Below are 20,614 nucleotides of genomic sequence, written 5' to 3' on the forward strand. Positions count from 1 at the left end.
CCGCGCCGAAGGCCGCGGCCCCGGCCGCCGCCGCGCCCGCGAAGGCCGCCGCCGAGGGTCCGGAGCTGGTCCCGCTGCGCGGCCCGGCCAAGGCCGTGGCGTCCAACATGGACGCCTCGCTGGAGGTTCCGACCGCCACCTCGGTGCGCGCCGTCCCGGCGAAGCTGCTGATCGACAACCGCATCGTCATCAACAACCACCTGCAGCGCGCCCGCGGCGGCAAGGTGTCCTTCACCCACCTGATCGGCTACGCGCTGGTCCAGGCCGTGAAGGCCAACCCCGCGATGAACTACAGCTACAAGGTGGAGGACGGCAAGTCCTACCTGGTGAAGCCCGAGCACGTGAACCTGGGCCTCGCCATCGACCTGGTCAAGCCGAACGGCGACCGCCAGCTGGTCGTCGCGGCCATCAAGAAGGCCGAGACGCTCGACTTCTTCGGCTTCTGGCAGGCCTACGAGGACATCGTCCGCCGGGCCCGCGCCAACAAGCTGACCATGGACGACTTCACCGGCGTCACGGTCTCGCTGACCAACCCCGGCGGCATCGGCACCGTGCACTCGGTGCCGCGCCTGATGCAGAACCAGGGCACCATCGTCGGCGTCGGCGCCATGGAGTACCCGGCCGAGTTCCAGGGCTCCTCCCCGGAGACGCTGGCCCGCCTGGGCATCTCCAAGATCATGACCCTGACCTCGACCTACGACCACCGGGTCATCCAGGGTGCGGCCTCGGGCGAGTTCCTCCGCTCGATCCACCAGCTGCTGCTGGGCGCGAACGACTTCTACGACGAGGTCTTCGAGTCCCTGCGGATCCCGTACGAGCCGGTGCGCTGGGCCACCGACGTGGCGACCACCCACGACGACGAGGTCAACAAGACCGCCCGGGTCATCGAGCTGATCCACTCCTACCGGGTCCGCGGCCACCTGATGGCCGACACCGACCCGCTGGAGTACATGCAGCGCAAGCACCCCGACCTGGACGTCGTCTCGCACGGCCTCACCCTGTGGGACCTGGAGCGCGAGTTCGCGGTCGGCGGCTTCGGCGGCCAGAAGATGATGAAGCTCCGCGACATCCTCGGCCTGCTGCGCAACACCTACTGCCGCACCGTCGGCATCGAGTACATGCACATCCAGGACCCGGCGCAGCGCAAGTGGCTGCAGGAGCGCCTGGAGAAGCCGTACACCAAGCCCGAGCGCGAGGAGCAGCTGCGCATCCTGCGCCGGCTGAACTCGGCCGAGGCGTTCGAGACCTTCCTGCAGACCAAGTACGTCGGGCAGAAGCGGTTCTCGCTGGAGGGCGGCGAGTCGCTCATCCCGCTGCTGGACGCCACCATCGACGCCGCCGCCGAGCACCGCCTCGACGAGGCCGTCATCGGCATGGCCCACCGCGGCCGGCTGAACGTGCTGGCGAACATCGTCGGCAAGCCGTTCGGCAAGATCTTCGGCGAGTTCGAGGGCAACCTCGACCCGAAGTCGATGCACGGCTCCGGCGACGTCAAGTACCACCTGGGCTCCGAGGGCACCTTCACCGGCCTGGACGGCGAGACCATCAAGGTGTCGCTGGCCGCCAACCCCTCGCACCTGGAGACCGTCGACCCGGTGGTCGAGGGCATCGCCCGCGCCAAGCAGGACATCCTGGACTTCGGCGGCACCACCTTCCCGGTGCTCCCGATCCAGATCCACGGCGACGCGGCCTTCGCCGGCCAGGGCGTGGTCGCGGAGACCCTGAACATGTCGCAGCTGCGCGGCTACCGCACCGGCGGCACCGTGCACATCGTGGTCAACAACCAGGTCGGCTTCACCGCCGCCCCGGCCTCCTCGCGCTCGTCGATGTACTGCACCGACGTGGCCCGGATGATCGAGGCGCCGATCTTCCACGTGAACGGCGACGACCCGGAGGCCGTGGTCCGCGTCGCGCGGCTGGCCTTCGAGTTCCGCCAGCAGTTCCACAAGGACGTCGTGATCGACCTCATCTGCTACCGCCGCCGCGGTCACAACGAGGCCGACAACCCGTCGTTCACCCAGCCGCTGATGTACGACCTGATCGACAAGAAGCGCTCGGTGCGCAAGCTCTACACCGAGGCGCTGATCGGTCGCGGCGACATCACCATGGAAGAGGCGGAGCAGGCGCTCCAGGACTTCCAGGGCCAGCTGGAGAAGGTGTTCGCCGAGGTCCGCGAGGCCACCGCCGCCCCGGCCCCGGCCGAGACCGGCCGCCCGGTCGCCGACTTCCCGGTGTCCATCCAGACCGGCATCTCCGCCGAGATGGTCAAGCGGATCGCCGCCTCGCAGGTCAACCTGCCGGACTGGCTGACCGTGCACCCGCGCCTGCTGCCGCAGCTGCAGCGCCGCGCCGCCTCGGTCGAGGACAACACCATCGACTGGGCCACCGGCGAGGCGCTCGCCATCGGCTCGCTGCTGATGGAGGGCCACCCCGTCCGGCTGGCCGGCCAGGACTCGCGCCGCGGCACCTTCGGCCAGCGCCACGCGGTGCTGATCGACCGGAACACCGGCGAGGACTACACCCCGCTGATGTACCTGACCGAGGACCAGGCCCGGTTCACCGTCTACGACTCGCTGCTCAGCGAGTACGCGGCGATGGGCTTCGAGTACGGCTACTCGCTGACCCGCCCGAACGCGCTGGTCATGTGGGAGGCGCAGTTCGGCGACTTCGTCAACGGCGCGCAGACCATGGTCGACGAGTACATCGCGTCCGCCGAGCAGAAGTGGGGCCAGCACTCCGGCGTCACCCTGTTGCTGCCGCACGGCATGGAGGGCCAGGGCCCGGACCACTCGTCCGCCCGCCCGGAGCGCTTCCTGGCGCTGTGCGCGCAGGACAACATGACGGTCGCCATGCCGACCCTGCCGTCGAACTACTTCCACCTGCTGCGCTGGCAGGCGCACAACCCGCACCACAAGCCGCTCATCGTCTTCACCCCGAAGTCGATGCTGCGCCTGAAGGCCGCGGCGTCCGCCGCCTCCGAGTTCCTCAGCGGCGGCTTCCGCCCGGTGATCGGGGACAGCACGGTCGACCCGGCGCAGGTCCGCAAGGTGGTCATCACCTCCGGCAAGTTCTACTACGACCTGGAGGCGGCCCGGACCGAGCGCGGCGTCACCGACACCGCGATCGTCCGCGTCGAGCGCCTGTACCCGCTGCCGGTGGCCGAGCTGCAGGAGGAGCTGGGCCGCTACGGCGAGAACGTCCAGTTCGTCTGGGCGCAGGAGGAGCCGGCGAACCAGGGTGCTTGGCCGTTCATCGCGATGAACCTGGTCGACCACCTGCAGGTCGTGATCGGCCGCTCCGGCGGCAACGCCCGACTGCGCCGGGTGGCCCGCACCGCGTCCTCGGCCCCGGCCGTGGGTTCCGCCAAGCGGCACGCCGCCGAGCAGCAGGCGCTGGTCGAAGAGGTGTTCTCGCTCTGACGCGCTGAGCGCGGCACGGCACCGACCGCCCCGCCCCCGGTTCTCCGGGGGCGGGGCGGTTCCGTTTCCGGACCGTGACGCTCCGTCGGGCACCGCGGGCTGCAAGGGATCTGACGGATCGGTAGGTTGTGGTTCGCCGTTTCCGACGCCCGCGCGCGGACGGCCGTCTTTCGACACGCTCATCCAAGGGGGACCCGCCGCATGGCAGCCGACACTCCGCAGAACGCCGTCCCGCTCCCGCCGGTCTTCCAACCCCTGCTGGCGGACGACCCCCGCGAGGTCGGCGGCTACCGGCTGTTCGCCCGCCTCGGCGCCGGCGGCATGGGCCGGGTCTACCTGTCGTACACGCCGGGCGGGCGTCCGGTGGCGCTCAAGGTGGTGCGCCCCGAGTTCGCCGAGGACGGCGAGTTCCGCCGCCGCTTCGCCCAGGAGGTGAGCAGCGCCCAGCGGATCCACGGGCTGTACACCGCGCAGGTGATCGACTCCGGCGGCCTGGAGTCGGGCGCGCCGTGGCTGGTCACCTCGTACGTGCCGGGCCCGTCGCTGCAGCAGGTGGTGCGCGAGCACGGCGCGCTGCCGGTGCGCACGGTGCTGCTGCTGGTGGGCGGCATCGCGGAGGCGCTGCAGGCGATCCACAGCGTCCAGGTGGTGCACCGGGACCTCAAGCCGGCCAACGTGCTGGTGGCCTCGGACGGGCCGCGGGTGATCGACTTCGGCATCGCCCGGGCCGCCGACGCGACGGCGCTGACCGGCACCGGCTACCGGATCGGCTCGCCCGCGTTCATGTCGCCGGAGCAGGCCCAGGGCCGGACGATCACCCCGGCCACCGACGTGTTCGCGCTGGGCGCGCTGGCCGCGTACGTGGCGGGCGGCGCGCCGCCGTTCGGCGACGGGCCGGACACCGCGGTGCTGTACCGGGTGGTGCACGAGGAGCCGGAGCTGAGCACCGTCCCGGCGCCGCTGCGCGAGCTGATCGGCCGCTGCCTGGCGAAGGACCCGGAGGACCGGCCGACGCCCGCGGAGATCATCCAGGCGGCCCGGGAGCACCCGGTGGTCGGCGGGCAGCTGCGGTTCGGCGAGGACTGGCTGCCCGGGCAGGTGAACACCGAGATCACCCGGCGCTCCGACCTGCCGCGGACCCCGCCGACCCCGCTGCCCGCGGCGCCGGCGCTGCCCGCCGCTCCCCCGCCGCCGGTCGCCGCCCCGTTCGCGCCCCCGGCCGCGCCCCCCGCGCAACACTCCGCCCCCGTGGTGCCGCCGTCCGGCGCGTTCGGACCGCTCACCCCGACCTCGGAGGCGGTCACCGGCCCGGTCGCCCCGGCCGATCCGACGCTGCGGCTGACCGAGCAGCACACCCCGCCGCCGGCGCCCGCCGTCCCGCTGGCCGCCGAGCCCGGGCCGGCCCCGGCCGCCGCGGCCCCGGCCGCGCGGGCCGCGAAGCCGGAGCGCCGGGGCGGGGTGTCCTGGAAGACCCTGCTGGTGGTCGCGCTGGTGACGCTGCTGGCGGGCACCACCGGCGGCCTGGTGCTGATGAAGACGCTCAACGACAAGGACAAGGACAAGACGACGACCGCGACGCAGAGCGCCCCGGCGAGCCCGGACCCGGCGGGCGGCAGCGGCGGCAGCGGCGGCGGCAGTCAGGACCAGGTGACGGCGGCGCCGTCGGACACCCCGACGAAGGCCTCCCCCTCGGCGTCCGCCTCGCCCTCCGCCCGCAAGAGCGGGGCGCCCGCCGGATTCACCGCGGTCTACACCGACCGCGAGCTGTCGGTGCCCAGCACCGACTACGGCTTCGACCTGCTCAACGGCAAGGTGGTGCCGGCCTCCTCCGACAACGACGTCTTCCTGCGGCCCGGCTACGACGACCTGCGGGTGACGGACGGCTACGACCGGTACCTCGGCAAGGCGGACTCGATGACCCCGCAGGAGTGCTCGGACGCCATCGACAAGAACCCGAGCGCCGACTTCCCGTACTCCGACCTCCCGCCGGGCCGGGTGATCTGCGTGCGCAACCGGCAGACCTGGAGCGTGGCGATCATGAAGATCGGCAACGTCACCAACGACGGCGCGGTGTCGCTCTCGCTCAGCTACTACCGGTACAACGGCTGATCGGCGCCGCACTATCCTGGGTCCCGACGGACCTGGAACCACCCACCCCCGGAGCGAACCACCGTGTACTTCACCGACCGCGGCATCGAGGAGTTGGAGAGCCGGCGTGGCGAGGAGGAGGTCACCTTCGAGTGGCTGGCCGAGCGCCTGCGGGAGTTCGTGGACCTGAACCCGGACTTCGAGGTGCCGGTGGAGCGGCTGGCCACCTGGCTGGCCCGGCTGGACGACGAGGACGACGAGGAGTGACCGGCTGAGGCGCGGTCGACCGCACGGCCCGGAAGGCGAGTCCGCCTTCCGGGCCGTCGTCGTTCCCGGGGTCCTCCCCGAGCCGCGCCTCGGGGTCCGCTCCGGGTCGGGGTGGGGGTCGGGGCTCCTTGACTTCCCGGCTACGCGATATATCGTGAATAGCAGGAAGGACGCGATACATCGCGTATCGGAGGACAGGACGGACGGGGAGCCGGAAATGACCGAGTGGACGGTAGACAGCACCGAGAAGATCGCCTTCGACGAGGCGGTGCACACCCTGCACGTGCGCGTCGTCGACGGCACGGTGAACGTGGTGCCCACCGAGGGCCCCGCCCGGCTGGAGGTGGCCCGGCTGGAGGGCGAGCCGCTCCAGGTCTCGCTGGCGGACGGCGTGCTGACCGTGACCTACAAGGACCTCAGCTGGAGCGAGCTCGGCGCGGCCGTGAAGTCCGTGCCGACCGCCAAGTCCTTCTTCTCCGGCCTGCGCCGCAAGCGCAGCGCCGACGTCACGGTGGCGGTCCCGGCCTCCGCCGTGGTCCGGGTCGGCACCGTCTCCGCCGACGCCACGATCTCCGGCATCGCCGGCGAGGTCGGGGTGCACGGCGCCAGCGGCGCCACCACGCTGGCCGGGCTGACCGGCCAGGTCAGCGCCAACACCGTCTCGGGGGACGTGGACGCCGAGGGCCTGTCCGGCGAGCTGAAGGTCAACACGGTGTCCGGCGCGGTCACCCTGGTGGCCGGCTCCGCGACGCGGATCCGCGCCCACTCGGTCTCCGGCGCCGTCACCCTGGACCTGGACGCCGCCACCCCCACCGACATCGCCGTCAACACCGTCTCCGGTGCGGTCGGCGTCCGGCTGCCCGCCCTGGCCGACGCCAAGGTCGAGGCCGGCACCACCAGCGGTACGCTCTCCAGCGCCTTCGCCGAGCTGAGCGTCGGCGGCGGCTGGGGCTCCAAGAAGCTCTCCGGCCAGCTCGGCACCGGCCGCGGCCGCCTCTCGGTGACCACCGTCACCGGCGCGGTCACCGTCCAGCGCCGCCCCGAGACCGAGGAGGACCGCCCGGCCAAGGAGCTGCCGGCGGCCCCGCTCGACCTGACCAAGGAGTCCTGATGACACCGGTGTTCGGCCACGGGCGGCTGCGCCTGTACCTGCTGAAGCTGCTCGACGAGAGCCCCCGGCACGGGTACGAGGTGATCCGCCTGCTGGAGGAGCGCTTCCACGGCCTGTACGCGCCCTCCGCGGGCACCGTCTACCCCCGGCTCGCCAAGCTGGAGGCCGAGGGCCTGGTCAGCCACACCACCGAGGGCGGCCGCAAGGTCTACCGGCTCACCGATCTCGGGCGGGACGAACTCGCCTCCCGCTCGGCCGAGTTGACCGACCTGGAGGCCGAGATCCACGACTCGGTCGGCCAGCTCGCCGGGGCCATCCGGCAGGACGTCCGGGACAACGCCAAGGACCTGCGTGCCGAGCTCTGGAACCAGGCCGAGCCCGGGGCGTCCGGCACCGGGACGTCCTGGCGCGACCAGGAGTCCTGGCAGCGGGCCAAGGAGGAGTTCGCCCGGCTCAAGGCCGAGACCAAGGAGCAGGCCCGGCGGGCCAAGGAGCAGGAGAAGGCCGCCCGGCAGCAGGCCAAGGCCGCCGAGGCCGAGGCCAGGAAGCTGCGCGAGCAGTCCAAGGCCGCCCGCACCGCCGCCCAGCAGGAGGCGCTGCGGCTCAAGCGCCGGATCGAGGAGCAGGTCCGGGCGCACGCCGCGGGCGGCGGCTGGTCGGCCGGCCTGGCCGAGGGCCTGGCCGAACTGACCCGCGGCCTCGGCTCGTTGGCGGACGCGGCGCGCTGGGGCGGGCCGGAGGAGCCGGCCGTCCGGATCGACCTGGACAAGGACGCCGAGGGCGCCGAGAACGCCCAGGCGCCCGGGGCCGCCGAGCCGCTGCCCGACTGGGCCCGCACCGACCCGGCCGGCGACCCGGCCCGCGAGCTGGAGCGGCTGCTCGACCGGTTCCGCGACCACGTCCGGGACACCGCCCGCGACCGCGGCGTCGACGCCGCCCGGCTGGCCCGCGCCCAGCGGGCGCTGGCCGCCGCCGCCCGCGCGCTGTACGGGCGTTAGGCCCGCACGAGGAACCCGGAGCGCCCCCGAGGACGGGTCGGGGGCGCTCCGCCGCCGTCCGGCGGCGGCGTCAGGGGGTGAGCACCAGCTTGCCGAACACGTCCCCGCGCTCCAGCCGGGCGAACGCCTCCCGGGCGTCGGCCAGCGGCAGCACCGAGTCGATCACCGGCCGCACCCCGGAGTTGGCGCAGAGCGCGAGCAGCCCGGCCAGCTCCTCCTTGCTGCCCATGGTCGAGCCGACCACCTTGAGCTCCAGGAAGAAGATCCGGTTCAGCTCGGCGGCCTTCGGGCTCGGCCCGCTGGTGGCCCCCGAGATCACGATGGTGCCGCCCGGGCGCAGCGACTTCACCGAGTGCGACCAGGTCGCCGCGCCGACCGTCTCCAGCACCGCGTCCACCCGCTCCGGCAGCCGGGCGCCGCTCTCGAAGGCCGCGTCCGCGCCGAGTTCGACCGCCCGGGCCCGCTTGGCCTCGTCCCGGCCGGTGACCCACACCCGCAGCCCGGCGGCCTTGGCCAGCACCACCAGCGCGGTCGACACCCCGCCGCCGGCGCCCTGCACCAGCACCGTGTCACCGGGCTTCACGCCCGCGTTGGTGAACAGCATCCGGTACGCGGTCAGCCAGGCGGTGGGCAGGCAGGCGGCCTGTTCGAAGCTCAGTTCGGCGGGCTTGGGCAGCAGGTTCCAGGTCGGCACCGCGACGCGCTGCGCGAAGGTGCCCTGGTAGCGCTCGGTCAGGATCGAGCGGGGCTCGTGCGGGCCCACCCCGTGGCCGCTCTGGCCGACCACCGAGTGGATCACCACCTCGTTGCCGTCCTCGTCCACGCCCGCCGCGTCGCAGCCGAGCACCATCGGCAGCCGCTCGGCGGGCAGGCCGACCCCGCGCAGCGACCACAGGTCGTGGTGGTTCAGCGTGGCGGCCCTCACCGTCACCACGCTCCAGCCGGGGCGGGCCTCCGGTTCGGGCACCTCGCCCAGTTCGAGTGCGCTCAGCGGGTCGTCGGGACTGGTGCGGGCGGCGTAGGCAGCGAACATGCCCGGACCATAGCCGGGCGGTGCGCCGCGTGTTAACCGCGACTCACTGTGAACGTCCCCATATTGCTTTTCCGGGACGGCCGTTCCGGGCGCAGCGGGATCCGCCCTCGGGGGTTTCCCCGGGCGGATCCCGGCGCTGTGCGCCCCCGGGTCAGATCCGGGCGAGCCCCTCCGCCCTGGCGGCCTCCGCGACGGCGCGGGTGACCGCCGGGGCGACCCGCTCGTCGAAGGGCGACGGGATGACCTTCTGCGGGGTCAGTTCGTCGGCGACGACGCCCGCCAGGGCCTTGGCGGCGGCGAGCTTCATGCCCTCGGAGATCCGGCTGGCCCGGACCGAGAGGGCGCCGGCGAAGATGCCGGGGAAGGCCAGCACGTTGTTGATCTGGTTCGGGAAGTCCGAGCGCCCGGTGGCGACCACGGCCGCGTAGCGGTGGGCGACCTCGGGGTGGATCTCCGGGGTGGGGTTGGCCATCGCGAAGACGAAGCAGCCGGGCGCCATGGTGGCCACGACCTCCTCCGGAACGGTGCCGCCGGAGACGCCGATGAACACGTCGGCGCCGTTCAGCGCGTCGGCCAGGGTGCCCGTGACACCGCCGCGGTTGGTGAGCGCCGCGATCTCCGCCTTGACGTCGGTGAGGTCCGTACGGCCCCGGTGGACCACGCCGCGGCGGTCGCAGACCGCGACGTCGCCGATGCCGGCGGCGAGCAGCATCTTGGCGATCGCGATGCCGGCCGCGCCCGCGCCGGAGATGACCGCGCGCAGGTCGCCGACCTGACGGCCGGTCACCTGCGCGGCGTTCCACAGCGCGGCGGTGGTGACGATCGCGGTGCCGTGCTGGTCGTCGTGGAAGACCGGGATGTCGAGCCGCTCCTGGAGCCGCCGCTCGATCTCGAAGCAGCGGGGGGCGGAGATGTCCTCCAGGTTGACGCCGCCGAAGGACGGGGCGAGCCGGACCACGGTCTCGACGATCTCGTCGACGCCGGTGCAGTCCAGCGCGATCGGCACCGCGTCGACGCCGCCGAACTGCTTGAACAGGATGGCCTTGCCCTCCATCACGGGCAGCGAGGCCCGCGGGCCGATGTCGCCGAGGCCGAGCACCGCGGTGCCGTCGGTGACCACCGCGACGGTGTTGGCCTTCCAGGTGTAGTCGTCGACCAGCGCGGGCTGTTCGGCGATGGCGGTGCAGACCCGGGCCACGCCCGGGGTGTAGGCGAGCGACAGGTCCTCGCTGTCGCGGACCGGGACGGTCGCCCGGATCTCCATCTTGCCGCCGCGGTGCAGCGCGAAGACGGCGTCGACCGGGTCGTCGGTGCTCTGGGTGTCGGTGATGATCTCCGCTGCCACAATGACCTCTTCGTCATATATCAGCGAAGGCGCGCGTCCGACGGACTTCGACCTCGGTGCGCGGCAATGCGCGAGTACGGGCGCGCCGCCTGGGGCGCACCCGGGTCCGGGTCGGGGCGCAGCCGTCGGGCGGCGCCCTCGGGGTGAGGGTTTTAGGTGTTCTGCGCTTGTTCGTCCGGACGCCGGCACCGCACCTGTGCCGGGTCCTTCTTGTCCGCGTGGCCCCTGAAGAGCGAGGGGTCCGCAGGGCACTCGCAGGAATGAACGCAGACACGGAGGGGAAACCGGCGCCTCGGATACGGAGCCGGTGAGGGCTTCCGTTCGTCCGCGCCCCCGGCCCTGTGGCGGACCGGCGGTCTGAGTTCTGCGTCGGGGGTCACCCGATACCAGATTCTGACACACCCGCGACCCGGTCCATCAGGCCGGGATGGCAGTATCCGGTGTTCGACCACCGTTGTCCGGACGTTCCCGCACCTGTCGGGTCCGCGTCCTGCCCCGGCGCACCGGTCGCGCACACCAGCGCGCAGCGGCGGGGGCCCACCCCTCTCCCACAGGAGGATCGAGATGTCGACGGCCACTCCCCCCGCCAGACCCGGGGCCCGTCCGCGCCCCGCCGCGGGCGCCCTCACCGCCGCGGCCCTGGCCGGAACGCTGCTGCTGGCCGGCTGCGGCTCCACCGCTCCGTCGGGCGGCGACGCCGGGTCGGCGTCCGGCCCGCGGGACCGGCTGCCGGAGCAGGTGCGCAAGGACGGGGTGCTGCGGATCGGCGCGGACCTGACCTACCCCCCGATCGGCTTCAAGGCGGACGGGGACCGGCCGGACGGCCTGGACGTGGACCTGGCCAACGCGCTGGGCAACGTCCTGGGCCTGCGGGTGCAGTTCAGCGACGTGCCGTTCGACCGGCTGCGGCTGGGGCTGCAGGCGCACGAGTACGACGTGGTGATGTCGGGGATGACCGACACCCCGCAGCGCCGGGACGGCGTCGACGAGCAGGCCCGCAAGGTGAACGACGGCGTGGACTTCCTCGACTACTTCGCCACCGGCACCTCGATCGTGGTGGCCGGGGGCAATCCGCAGCGGATCGCCGGCCTGGACGACCTGTGCGGGCGGACGGTCGCGGTGCAGCGCGGGACCACCCAGGCGGGGATGCTGGAGCGGCAGGCCGGGGCGTGCGAGAAGGCCGGCCGGAAGCTGACGGTGACCGAGACCGAGACCGACGAGCAGGCGTTGGCCCTGGTCGCGCAGGGCCGGGCCGCGGCGGACCTGGACGACGCGCCGGTGGCGGCGTACGCGGTGAAGAACGGCCGGGCCGGCGGGAAGTTCCAACTGACCGGTGAGCAGTGGCAGGTGGCGCCGTACGGGATCGCCTTCTCGAAGGAGGACACCGCGCTGCGGGACGCCGTGACGGAGGCGCTGGACCGGCTGATCCACTCCGGCGAGTACGACGGGATCCTGGCCAAGTGGGGCCTGTCCGACGGCGCGGTGCAGAGCGCGGTGGTGAACGGCGGCTTCTAGGCTTCCGCCTGACGGGTGGTCACCCGGTGCATGGCTATGCATCGGGTGACATGATCATGTAAATGATCCGGATAACGGACAGTAGCCCGTCCTGTTATCCGATTTTGATCTGTGACGGGGATGAATTGCCCACCCGCAGTGGCAGGATTCCCCCACACCGGATCCACCTGTCACCTCGGCGGAGGGTGGCGAGCACCGACCCCGCTGTACCGCGCCACCCCACCCGGCAGCGCGAACACCGTCCGACCCCCAGGAGGAGATCCCCCCATGTCCGCTGCCCGTACCCCTCGCCTGCGGCCGATCGCCGCGACGGCGGCCCTCGCGGCCGGCTCGCTGCTCCTCGCCGCCTGCGGCAGCTCCGGCACCACCACCACCTCGGGCGCCGCCCCGATCCCCACCCAGTCCATCCCGGCCGTCCAGGCCGACCCGGCACTGGCCGCCCTCGTCCCGGCCGAACTCAAGTCCGGCGGCAAGCTGGTGGTCGGCTCCGACACCTCGTACGCGCCCAACGAGTTCAAGGACGAGAAGGGCAAGATCGTCGGTATGGACGTCGACCTGGGCGTCGCCATCGCCCAGAAGCTCGGCCTGACCGCCGACTTCCAGAGCGCCGGCTTCACCGACATCATCCCCGGCATCCAGTCGAACAAGTACCAACTCGGCATGAGCTCCTTCACCGACACCAAGGAGCGCGAGGAGCAGGTCGACATGGTCACCTACTTCTCGGCCGGCACCTCCGCCGCCGTGAAGAAGGGCAACCCGGACAAGATCGCCCTGGACGACCTGTGCGGCAAGAAGGTCGCCGTCCAGGACGGCACCACCCAGGCCGACGAGGTCAAGGACACCCGCAACCCGGACTGCGCCAAGGCCGGCAAGCCCGCCGTCCCGAACGACGGCGACCGCTTCGCGCTGCAGACCGACGTCGCCCAGTCGCTGGTCTCCGGCCGCGACCAGGTGATGCTGGCCGACTCCCCGGTCATCGACTACGCCCTCAAGCAGACCGGCGGCCAGCTGGAGAAGCTCGGCGACACCTACGGCGCCGCCCCCTACGGCGTGATCCTGGCCAAGGGCTCGCCGCTGGGCAAGGCCGTCCAGGGCGCGATCCAGTCGCTGATGGCGGACGGCACCTACAAGGCCGTCCTCGACAAGTGGGGCGTCTCCGCCGGAGCGATCAGCACCTCCGAGATCAACCCCGCCGGCCAGGGCTGACCCTCCGCCGCCCGATCCCCCGACGAGGTAATCACGTGGAAAAGACCGATCAGGGGTCGGCGCAGCGGGGAGGGCCCGAGACCATCAGGGCCGTCCCCGTCCGCCACCCCGGCCGCTGGGTCTCCGTCGCGGTCGTGGCCGTGCTCGGCGCGATGCTGCTGCACGTCCTGCTCACCAACCCGGCGCTGGACTGGGACTTCGTCGGCGCCACGCTGCGCGACCCCACCGTGGTGCACGGCATCTGGGTCACCCTGGAGCTGACCGCGCTGTCCATGCTGATGGGCGTGGTCGGCGGCGTGCTGCTGGCCGTCATGCGGCTGTCGAAGAACCCGGTGCTCTCCGGCACCGCCTGGTTCTACATCTGGGTCTTCCGCGGCACCCCGGTCCTGGTGCAGCTGGTGCTCTGGAACAACATCGGCTTCCTGTGGAAGCAGATCTCGCTCGGCGTCCCGTTCGGCCCGTCCTTCTGGTCCCAGGACTCCAACACCCTGGTGCCGGTGTTCACCGCCGCCCTGCTCGGCCTCGGCCTCAACGAGGCCGCCTACATGGCGGAGATCGTCCGGGCCGGCATCCAGTCGGTGGACGAGGGCCAGTCCGAGGCCGCGCACGCGCTCGGCATGAGCCGGACCACCGTGCTGCGCCGGATCGTGCTGCCGCAGGCGATGCGGGTGATCATCCCGCCGACCGGCAACGAGACCATCTCGATGCTGAAGACCACCTCGCTGGTGCAGGTGATCTCGCTGGTGGAGCTGTTCACCGCCGGCCACGACATCTCCACCCGCACCTACAAGCCGATCGCGGCGATGATCGCGATCTCGATCTACTACCTGCTGCTGACCTCGATCCTGACCGTCGGCCAGTACTACCTGGAGCGGTACTACGCCCGCGGCGCCAACCGGACGCTGCCGCCCACCCCGCTGCAGCGGGTGCGCGCCCTGTTCGCCGGCCGCGCCCCGGCGAGGACGGCGGGCCCGGCGGCGGCCACCGCCACCGCGACGCCCGGCGCCGCCCCCGGCGGTGCTCCGGGCAGCGCTTCCGGCGGCGCTCCGGGCAGCGCTCCGGACGGAGGGAAGGACGCATGACCGACCTGTCCAAGCCGCCCCTGGCCGCCGACCGCCCGATGGTCCGGGCCGAGGGCGTGCACAAGTCCTACGGCCAGGTCGAGGTGCTCAAGGGCATCGACCTGGAGGTGCGGCAGAGCGAGGTGTTCTGCCTGGTCGGCCCGTCCGGCTCCGGCAAGTCCACCTTCCTGCGCTGCATCAACCACCTGGAGAAGATCAACGCCGGCCGGCTGTACGTGGACGGCGAGCTGGTCGGCTACCGGCAGAAGGGCGACCGGCTCCACGAGTTGCGGGACCGCGAGGTCGCGCTCAAGCGCCGGGACATCGGCATGGTCTTCCAGCGCTTCAACCTCTTCCCGCACATGACCGCGCTGGAGAACGTCACCGAGGCGCCGGTGCAGGTCAAGAAGGAGGGCCGGGCCGCCGCCAAGGAGCGCGCGATGGCCCTGCTGGAGCGGGTCGGCCTGGCCGACAAGGCCGGAAACTACCCGTCCCAGCTCTCCGGCGGCCAGCAGCAGCGGGTGGCGATCGCCCGGGCCCTGGCCATGGAGCCCAAGCTGATGCTGTTCGACGAGCCCACCTCGGCGCTCGACCCCGAACTGGTCGGCGACGTGCTGGACGTGATGCGCGGCCTGGCCGAGGAGGGCATGACGATGATCGTGGTCACCCACGAGATGGGCTTCGCCCGCGAGGTCGGCGACGCGCTGGTGTTCATGGACGACGGCGTGGTGGTCGAGTCCGGCCACCCGCGCGACGTGCTCGGCAACCCGCAGCACGAGCGCACCCGCGCGTTCCTCTCCAAGGTGCTCTGACCCGTCCGCCGTACCGCACGCCCGTACGCCCCCGGTGCCCGCCCCGCGCCCCCGCGCGCGGCGGGCACCGGCACGCGCCCCCGCACCTGTAATACCCTGGAGTCATTCGACCCGTTACACCCCGCCGGAAGGACCCCCGTGGAGCTCGCCTCGTACGCCGACTTCGCCGTCCGGCTGGTCAACAGCGAGGAACCCGACCGCGGCACCGACGACCTCACCTCGGTGGACGCCGTCCGGTCGCTGTTCGGCGGCCCCTCCCGGGCCGCCGCGCTCGCCGACGAGGCCGACCTGCCCCGGCTGCGCGCGGTCCGCACCCGGCTGCGCGGGGTGTTCGAGGCCGCCGCCGCGGGAGAGGACGTCCGGGCCGTCGACCTGCTCAACAGCCTGATGGTGGAGTACCCCGTCAGCCCGCTGGTCTCCGGCCACGACGACCTGGACGACACCGGCCGCCCCAACTGGCACCTGCACCTGGCCGACAACGCCCCCACCGCGGCCGCCAACTACGCCGCCGTCGCCTGCATGGGCCTGGCCATCCACCTCACCGGGCTCGGCGTCGACCGGCTCGGCACCTGCCAGGCCGCGCCCTGCCGCAACGCCTACCTCGACACCTCCACCAACCGCTCCCGCCGCTACTGCTCCGACCGCTGCGCCACCCGCGCCAACGTGGCCGCCTACCGGGCCCGCAAGCGCCAGGAGGCCCAGCGCGCCCTGGCCGCCCAGGGCTGAACCCCCGGCTGACGGCACGTCACCGGGCACCGCGTCACAGCTCCCCCTCGAACGGGACGCCCACGCCCAGCCGTTCGGCGAACCGCGGCACCCGGCCGCGCAGCAGCGGCCCGCCCAGCAGCCGCTCCAGCCGCCGCCCCGGCGCCAGCCAGGCCGGCCGGGGGGCCAGCCGCAGCAGCACCCGGCCGAGCACCAACTCGTCCGGCACCGCGCCGTATTCGCGGCTGTCGGTGCGCACCAGCGGATTGTCGGAGAGCATCCACCAGCCCCCGGGCCGCCGCCCCGCCGCGCGCTTGACCACCAACAGGTCCTGCTGCAGCGGGTGCCGGTACAGCGCGATCGCCCCGGGCCGCAGCCGCGCGCCGTAGCGCACCAGCACCCGGTCGCCGTCGGAGAGCGTCCGGCGCATCGACGGACCGGCGATGTCGGCGACGCCGAGCGGTGTCCCATATCGCATGGTTCGAACTCCTTCTTTTGCCCTAGGCCACCGGGGCGACGGCGATTTCGGCCCGCCGTGAGGGTAATGTCGGGCCCGGGAAGACGATCTAAGGAAGGACCCCCATGTTCTCTCGTCTGTTTGCTCCGCGAGTCACCGCCCACGCCCACTGCGACCTCCCCTGCGGCGTGTACGACCCGGCCCAGGCCCGCATCGAGGCCGAGTCCGTGAAGGCCACTCAGGAGAAGTACCAGGCCAACGAGGACGCCGAGTTCCGCGCTCGCGCCATCGTCATCAAGGAGGAGCGCGCCGAGCTGGTCAAGCACCACCTCTCGGTGCTGCACACCGACTACTTCAAGGCCCCGCACTTCGAGGCCTACCCGGGCCTGCACGACCTGTTCAACCGCGCCGGCAAGGCCGCCTCGGCCGCCAAGGCGTCCACCGACCCGGCGACCGGCCAGGCCCTGCTGGACCTGATCGCCGAGATCGACGCCATCTTCTGGGAGACCAAGAAGGCCTGACGCCCCACCGCACCACCCAGAGAACCCGGCTGCCACCACCCCGCCCAAGGGGCCCGGCAGCCGGGTTCCCGCGTTCCCGCCCCCGCAAGCCCGCCGCCGACAACTCCCGCCCCGCCCCCGCCGCCCGGCGCACTCGACCCCGGAGGCACCCCCGCTTCCCGAAGAGCCCGCCGCAAGGCGGCTCCCCCGCCGTACGGCCATCCCCCCGGCGACCCGCCGCAGGCGCCCGCTTCCCCAAGAGCCCGCCGCAGGCGACTCTCTGCCGCGCCGCGCGGCCATCCCCTCCCCCAGGAGCCCCCGCCGCAGGCGGCTCCCCCGCCACCCGGCGCAGCCATCACCTCCCCTCGGAAGCCCGCCGCAGGCGACTCCCCGTCCTCCTGCTTCCCCCAGGAATCCAATGGTGCTAGTTTCATTAGCACCATGTTGCTGAGACTGGACACCAAGGACACCCGGCCCCTGCACGAGCAGGTCGCCGCCGCCGTCCGCCGCGCCGTCGCCGAGGGCGAGTTCCGCCCCGGCGGCCGGCTGCCCTCCGCGCGCGACCTCGCCCAGGCGCTCGACGTGAACGTCAACACCGTCCTGCGCGGTCTGCGCGACTTGCGCGACGCCGGGGTGCTGGAGTTCCGCCGGGGCCGGGGCGTGACCGTCGCGGCGGGCGCCGACCGGCGTTCCGGACTGCTGGAGCAGGCCCGTGCGCTGGTCGCGGAGGCCGCCCGGGCCGGGTACGGCAGGGACGAACTCATCGAAATGATCAGGGGGATACCGTGAGCGAGCAGGAGAAGGCCGACCGGGGCGGCCTGCTGTGGCCGGCGCTCTGGGTGTCGGGCACCGCGGTGCTGACCGCCGTGCTGCCGCTGACCGTCGGCGACCGGCTGCCCGACCGGCTGGCCACCCACTGGCGCGGCAGCACCGCGAACGGCTCGATGCCGCTGTGGGCGGCCTGCCTGGTGCCGGCGCTGATCTGGGCGGTGCTGGGCGCGGCGGGCCTGTCGGTCCTGCGCCGGAGCGACCCGCTGTGGCGGGTCTGGACGCTGGCCGGTCTGCTGTCGGGCGGCGTGCTGTTCCTCGGTCTGCAGAGCGCCGCGGTCCGCGCCAACCTGGACCGCGCCGACTGGCACGGGGCCCGGCTCCCGCTGGGCTGGTTCCTCGGCGGCCTGGCCGCCGCGCTGCTGACCGGTCTGGCGGTGCGGTTGCTGGGCGGGCGCGGCCTGGCGACCGCCGCTCCCCCGGCGCCAGCCGGCCCGGTGCTGGAGCTCCCCGAGGGCGAGCGCCTGGCGTGGTTCTCCCGGGCCGACAACCCCGCGCTGCGGGTGCTCGCGGCGGTGTGCGGCCCGCTGGCGGCGGTCGCCCTGCTGGGCAGCGCGACCGGCCTGTTCGGGGCGGAGTGGGGCTGGCCGCTGTTCGCCGTGTCGGCGGTGGTGGGCCTGGCCGCCGCGTGCTGCTCCTCGGTGCGGGTGCGGGTCTCCGACACCGGTCTGGAGGTGGCGCTGGGCGTGTTCGGCCTGCCGACCCGGCGCTGGGCGCTGGCCGAACTGGAGTCGGCCCGGGTCGAGGACCGGCTGCCCTCCCAGGTCGGCGGCTGGGGCTACCGGTTGAGCGGGCGCGGCACCACCGTGATGCTGCGCGCCGGCGCGTGCCTGGTGGTGCGGATCCGCGCCACCGGCCACGACTTCGCGGTGAGCGTCGACGACGCCGAGCGCGGCGCGGCCCTGCTGAACGCGCTGCGCGCCCGCCAGGACGCCTGACCCCCGCGTCACCGCGTCACCGCGTCCTCACCGCCCGTGCCCGGGGCGCCCGTCCGGAGTCCGTTTCCGGCGGTGCCGCCCCGGGCATAAAGGCCATTCCGGATGAAGGGGTGAGATGGGTACGCTCGACCGTATGATCCGCACCGCGACTCCCGCCGACGTCCCCTTCGTCCACGCCATGATCCGCGAACTCGCCGAGTACGAGCGGGCGCTGTCCGAGGCGAAGGCCACCGAGGAGCAGTTGCACGACGCGCTGTTCGGCGAGCACCCGGCGGTGTTCGGCCTGATCGCCGAGGAGGAGTCCGGCGAGCCGGTCGGCTTCGCGCTCTGGTTCCGGAACTTCTCGACCTGGCGCGGCACCCACGGCATCTACCTGGAAGACCTGTACGTCCGCCCGGAGAAGCGCGGCGGCGGCCACGGCAGGGCGCTGCTGACCGAGCTGGCCCGGATCTGCGTGGAACGCGGGTACCAGCGGCTGGAGTGGTCGGTGCTGGACTGGAACGAGCCGTCGATCGGCTTCTACAAGTCGCTCGGCGCGGTGCCGATGGACGAGTGGACGGTCTTCCGGCTGACCGACGGGGCGCTGGCCGCGCTCGGCTCCGAGCCGCGCTGAGCGGGCCCCCGTTCGAACGGTGATCCCTCGTTCCCGTGACGGTGACGCGAGATCACGACAGACCGCCCCCGGGCGCGGTAACGTCTCGGGGCACAAGGCAGTTGAACCGAGCCAGTGGTGTTGGCAGCTCCCCGGCCGCAAGCACCGTGCGTCACCCAGGAGGTGAGGGTGTCCCAGATCTACGGCGAGCCCGGAGTGAAGGACTTCGTTGAGGTCCGGCTGCCCGCGGCGGGCGCCTATCTCTCGGTGCTGCGGACGGCGACGGCCGGCCTCGCGGCGCGGCTCGACTTCACCCTGGACGAGATCGAGGATCTCCGGATCGCGGTGGACGAGGCGTGCGCGATCCTGCTCCAACAGGCGGTGCCCGGCTCGATCCTGAGCTGCGTGTTCCAGTTGGTGGGCGATTCGCTGCGGGTCACCGTGTCCGCCCCGACCACCGACGGCCGGGCCCCGGAGCGGGACACCTTCGCCTGGACGGTGCTCTCCGCGCTGGCCGGCGAGGTGGACTCGACGGTGGGCTCGGACAACACGGTCTCCATCAGCCTGCACAAGAAGCGCGGCGGGTCGCCGGGCCAGCCGTAGGTAGTGACGTGTTCTCGGAACGGAACGGGTGATCGCCGTGAGTGATCTGGACCGCACAGTTGCCGTCGTACCGCCGCAGGCGAGCGTCGCCCGCACCGCCACCCCTGACGAAGCCCCCCCGAAGGACTCCCACCGGATGAGCCAGCCGACCGATCCGAAGCCCGAGCGGCCCGAGACGGCGCCCGAGTCGGTGCCCGCGGCCGAGCCCGCGGTGGTCGACGGCCCGGCGGCGGCCGCCGAGGCCGTCCGCTCGACCGTGCCGGCCCAGGGGCACCGCAGCGGCGCCCCGGACCGCGAGGCGGCCCGGGCGCTGTTCGTCCGGCTGTCCGAGCTGCCGGAGGGCTCGCCGGAGCGGGTGGAGATCCGCAACCAGCTGGTCCGGATGCACATCCCGCTGGTGGAGCACCTGGCCCGGCGCTTCCGCAACCGCGGCGAGCCGCTGGACGACCTGACCCAGGTCGCCACCATCGGCCTGATCAAGTCGGTGGACCGGTTCGACCACGAGCGCGGGGTGGAGTTCTCCACGTACGCGACGCCGACCATCGTCGGCGAGATCAAGCGGCACTTCCGGGACAAGGGCTGGGCGGTGCGGGTGCCGCGCCGCCTGCAGGAGCTCCGGCTGTCGCTGACCACGGCGACCAGCGAGCTGTCCCAGCGGCACGGCCGGTCGCCGACGGTGCACGAGCTGGCCGAGCACCTGGGCATCTCGGAGGAGGACGTGCTGGAGGGCCTGGAGTCCGCCAACGCGTACTCCACCCTCTCGCTGGACGTGCCGGACAGCGACGACGAGTCGCCGGCCGTGGCGGACACCCTGGGCGCCACCGACGAGGCGCTGGAGGGCGTCGAGTACCGGGAGTCGCTAAAGCCACTGCTGGCCCAACTGCCGCCCCGGGAGCAGAAGATCCTGGTGCTGCGGTTCTTCCGGAACATGACCCAGTCGCAGATCGCGGCCGAGGTGGGCATCTCCCAGATGCACGTCTCCCGGCTGCTCGCCCGCACCCTCGCGCAGCTGCGCGAGAAGCTGCTGGTCGAGGAGTAGGCGCCCCGCACCGCCCGTACCCCGCCACGCGCCGCACCGCCCGCGTCCCGCCACGCGCCGCACCGCCCGCGCACGACGCCGCAGGGCCCGTCCCCAC

General features: G+C 72.9%; 19 protein-coding genes. 16 read left to right on the plus strand and 3 right to left on the minus strand.

All coding sequences use genetic code 11. The annotated features are described in order from the left end of the window. From ACWEO5_RS32550 to ACWEO5_RS32570, 5 genes are all read left to right on the plus strand, one after another. Positions 1-3,419: multifunctional oxoglutarate decarboxylase/oxoglutarate dehydrogenase thiamine pyrophosphate-binding subunit/dihydrolipoyllysine-residue succinyltransferase subunit (locus ACWEO5_RS32550; protein WP_452165752.1), on the plus strand; the 3,419-nt coding region annotated here is incomplete at its 5' end. Positions 3,420-3,620: 201 nt separating this feature from the next. Continuing rightward, positions 3,621-5,528 carry a serine/threonine-protein kinase gene (locus ACWEO5_RS32555; RefSeq protein ID WP_452165753.1) on the plus strand — a complete coding sequence of 636 codons (1,908 nt, stop codon included), beginning with the start codon at positions 3,621-3,623 and terminating at the stop codon, positions 5,526-5,528. Positions 5,529-5,591: 63 nt separating this feature from the next. After that, positions 5,592-5,774 carry a DUF6104 family protein gene (locus ACWEO5_RS32560; RefSeq protein WP_100836393.1) on the plus strand — a complete coding sequence of 61 codons (183 nt, stop codon included), beginning with the start codon at positions 5,592-5,594 and terminating at the stop codon, positions 5,772-5,774. A 217-nt stretch (positions 5,775-5,991) separates the two neighbouring features. Next, a complete protein-coding gene (locus tag ACWEO5_RS32565) occupies positions 5,992-6,885 on the plus strand; it encodes a DUF4097 family beta strand repeat-containing protein (protein ID WP_452165754.1) in 894 nt (297 codons plus the stop codon). Continuing rightward, positions 6,885-7,883, plus strand: coding sequence for a helix-turn-helix transcriptional regulator (locus tag ACWEO5_RS32570; RefSeq protein WP_452165755.1), 999 nt, complete (start codon positions 6,885-6,887; stop codon positions 7,881-7,883). Before ACWEO5_RS32565 ends, ACWEO5_RS32570 begins: the two co-directional genes overlap by 1 nt. A gap of 70 nt (positions 7,884-7,953) precedes the next feature. On the opposite strand, the gene ACWEO5_RS32575 is transcribed toward ACWEO5_RS32570, so the two are convergent. Next, positions 7,954-8,916, minus strand: a complete 963-nt coding sequence (locus ACWEO5_RS32575) for a zinc-binding dehydrogenase (protein ID WP_452165756.1) — start codon at positions 8,914-8,916, stop codon at positions 7,954-7,956. A gap of 151 nt (positions 8,917-9,067) precedes the next feature. Further along, on the minus strand, positions 9,068-10,261 hold the full coding sequence (locus ACWEO5_RS32580; protein WP_452165757.1) for an NAD(P)-dependent malic enzyme: 1,194 nt from the start codon (positions 10,259-10,261) through the stop codon (positions 9,068-9,070). A gap of 564 nt (positions 10,262-10,825) precedes the next feature. Here ACWEO5_RS32580 and ACWEO5_RS32585 point away from each other — a divergent pair. The 5 genes from ACWEO5_RS32585 (at position 10,826) to ACWEO5_RS32605 (ending at position 15,581) form a co-directional block, all read left to right on the plus strand. Beyond that, positions 10,826-11,776, plus strand: a complete 951-nt coding sequence (locus tag ACWEO5_RS32585; RefSeq protein WP_452165758.1) for an ABC transporter substrate-binding protein — start codon at positions 10,826-10,828, stop codon at positions 11,774-11,776. Positions 11,777-12,043: 267 nt separating this feature from the next. Then, positions 12,044-12,982, plus strand: a complete 939-nt coding sequence (locus ACWEO5_RS32590) for an ABC transporter substrate-binding protein (protein ID WP_452165759.1) — start codon at positions 12,044-12,046, stop codon at positions 12,980-12,982. 35 nt (positions 12,983-13,017) lie between these two features. After that, on the plus strand, positions 13,018-14,064 hold the full coding sequence (locus ACWEO5_RS32595; protein WP_452165760.1) for an amino acid ABC transporter permease: 1,047 nt from the start codon (positions 13,018-13,020) through the stop codon (positions 14,062-14,064). A gap of 38 nt (positions 14,065-14,102) precedes the next feature. Beyond that, positions 14,103-14,855: an amino acid ABC transporter ATP-binding protein gene (locus ACWEO5_RS32600; RefSeq protein ID WP_344559173.1), complete on the plus strand. Its 753-nt coding sequence runs from the start codon at positions 14,103-14,105 to the stop codon at positions 14,853-14,855. A gap of 138 nt (positions 14,856-14,993) precedes the next feature. Further along, complete coding sequence (locus ACWEO5_RS32605; RefSeq protein ID WP_344559153.1) at positions 14,994-15,581, plus strand: CGNR zinc finger domain-containing protein; 588 nt, start codon at positions 14,994-14,996, stop codon at positions 15,579-15,581. A gap of 34 nt (positions 15,582-15,615) precedes the next feature. Here ACWEO5_RS32605 and sodX read toward each other — a convergent pair whose 3' ends face one another. After that, on the minus strand, positions 15,616-16,038 hold the full coding sequence (gene sodX, locus ACWEO5_RS32610; RefSeq protein WP_452165761.1) for a nickel-type superoxide dismutase maturation protease: 423 nt from the start codon (positions 16,036-16,038) through the stop codon (positions 15,616-15,618). A gap of 104 nt (positions 16,039-16,142) precedes the next feature. Here sodX and sodN point away from each other — a divergent pair, with 104 nt between their 5' ends. The 6 genes from sodN to ACWEO5_RS32640 all read left to right on the plus strand — a co-directional run bounded on the left by sodN (position 16,143) and on the right by ACWEO5_RS32640 (position 20,517). Beyond that, positions 16,143-16,538 (plus strand): superoxide dismutase, Ni, encoded by a 396-nt coding sequence (gene sodN, locus ACWEO5_RS32615; protein WP_030457790.1) that lies wholly within the window; start codon positions 16,143-16,145, stop codon positions 16,536-16,538. 420 nt (positions 16,539-16,958) lie between these two features. Further along, complete coding sequence (locus tag ACWEO5_RS32620) at positions 16,959-17,306, plus strand: GntR family transcriptional regulator (protein ID WP_452165762.1); 348 nt, start codon at positions 16,959-16,961, stop codon at positions 17,304-17,306. Beyond that, positions 17,303-18,283 (plus strand): DUF1648 domain-containing protein, encoded by a 981-nt coding sequence (locus ACWEO5_RS32625; protein WP_452165763.1) that lies wholly within the window; start codon positions 17,303-17,305, stop codon positions 18,281-18,283. The genes ACWEO5_RS32620 and ACWEO5_RS32625 overlap by 4 nt, the downstream gene beginning before the upstream one ends. Positions 18,284-18,416: 133 nt before the next feature. Beyond that, positions 18,417-18,896: a GNAT family N-acetyltransferase gene (locus tag ACWEO5_RS32630; protein WP_344559052.1), complete on the plus strand. Its 480-nt coding sequence runs from the start codon at positions 18,417-18,419 to the stop codon at positions 18,894-18,896. Between the two features lie 168 nt (positions 18,897-19,064). Continuing rightward, positions 19,065-19,478 carry an ATP-binding protein gene (locus tag ACWEO5_RS32635; protein ID WP_344559051.1) on the plus strand — a complete coding sequence of 138 codons (414 nt, stop codon included), beginning with the start codon at positions 19,065-19,067 and terminating at the stop codon, positions 19,476-19,478. Between the two features lie 136 nt (positions 19,479-19,614). Continuing rightward, positions 19,615-20,517 (plus strand): RNA polymerase sigma factor SigF, encoded by a 903-nt coding sequence (locus ACWEO5_RS32640; protein WP_452165764.1) that lies wholly within the window; start codon positions 19,615-19,617, stop codon positions 20,515-20,517. The last annotated feature ends 97 nt before the right edge of the window (positions 20,518-20,614 follow it).

The sequence above is a fragment of the Kitasatospora sp. NPDC004272 genome (assembly GCF_053603035.1).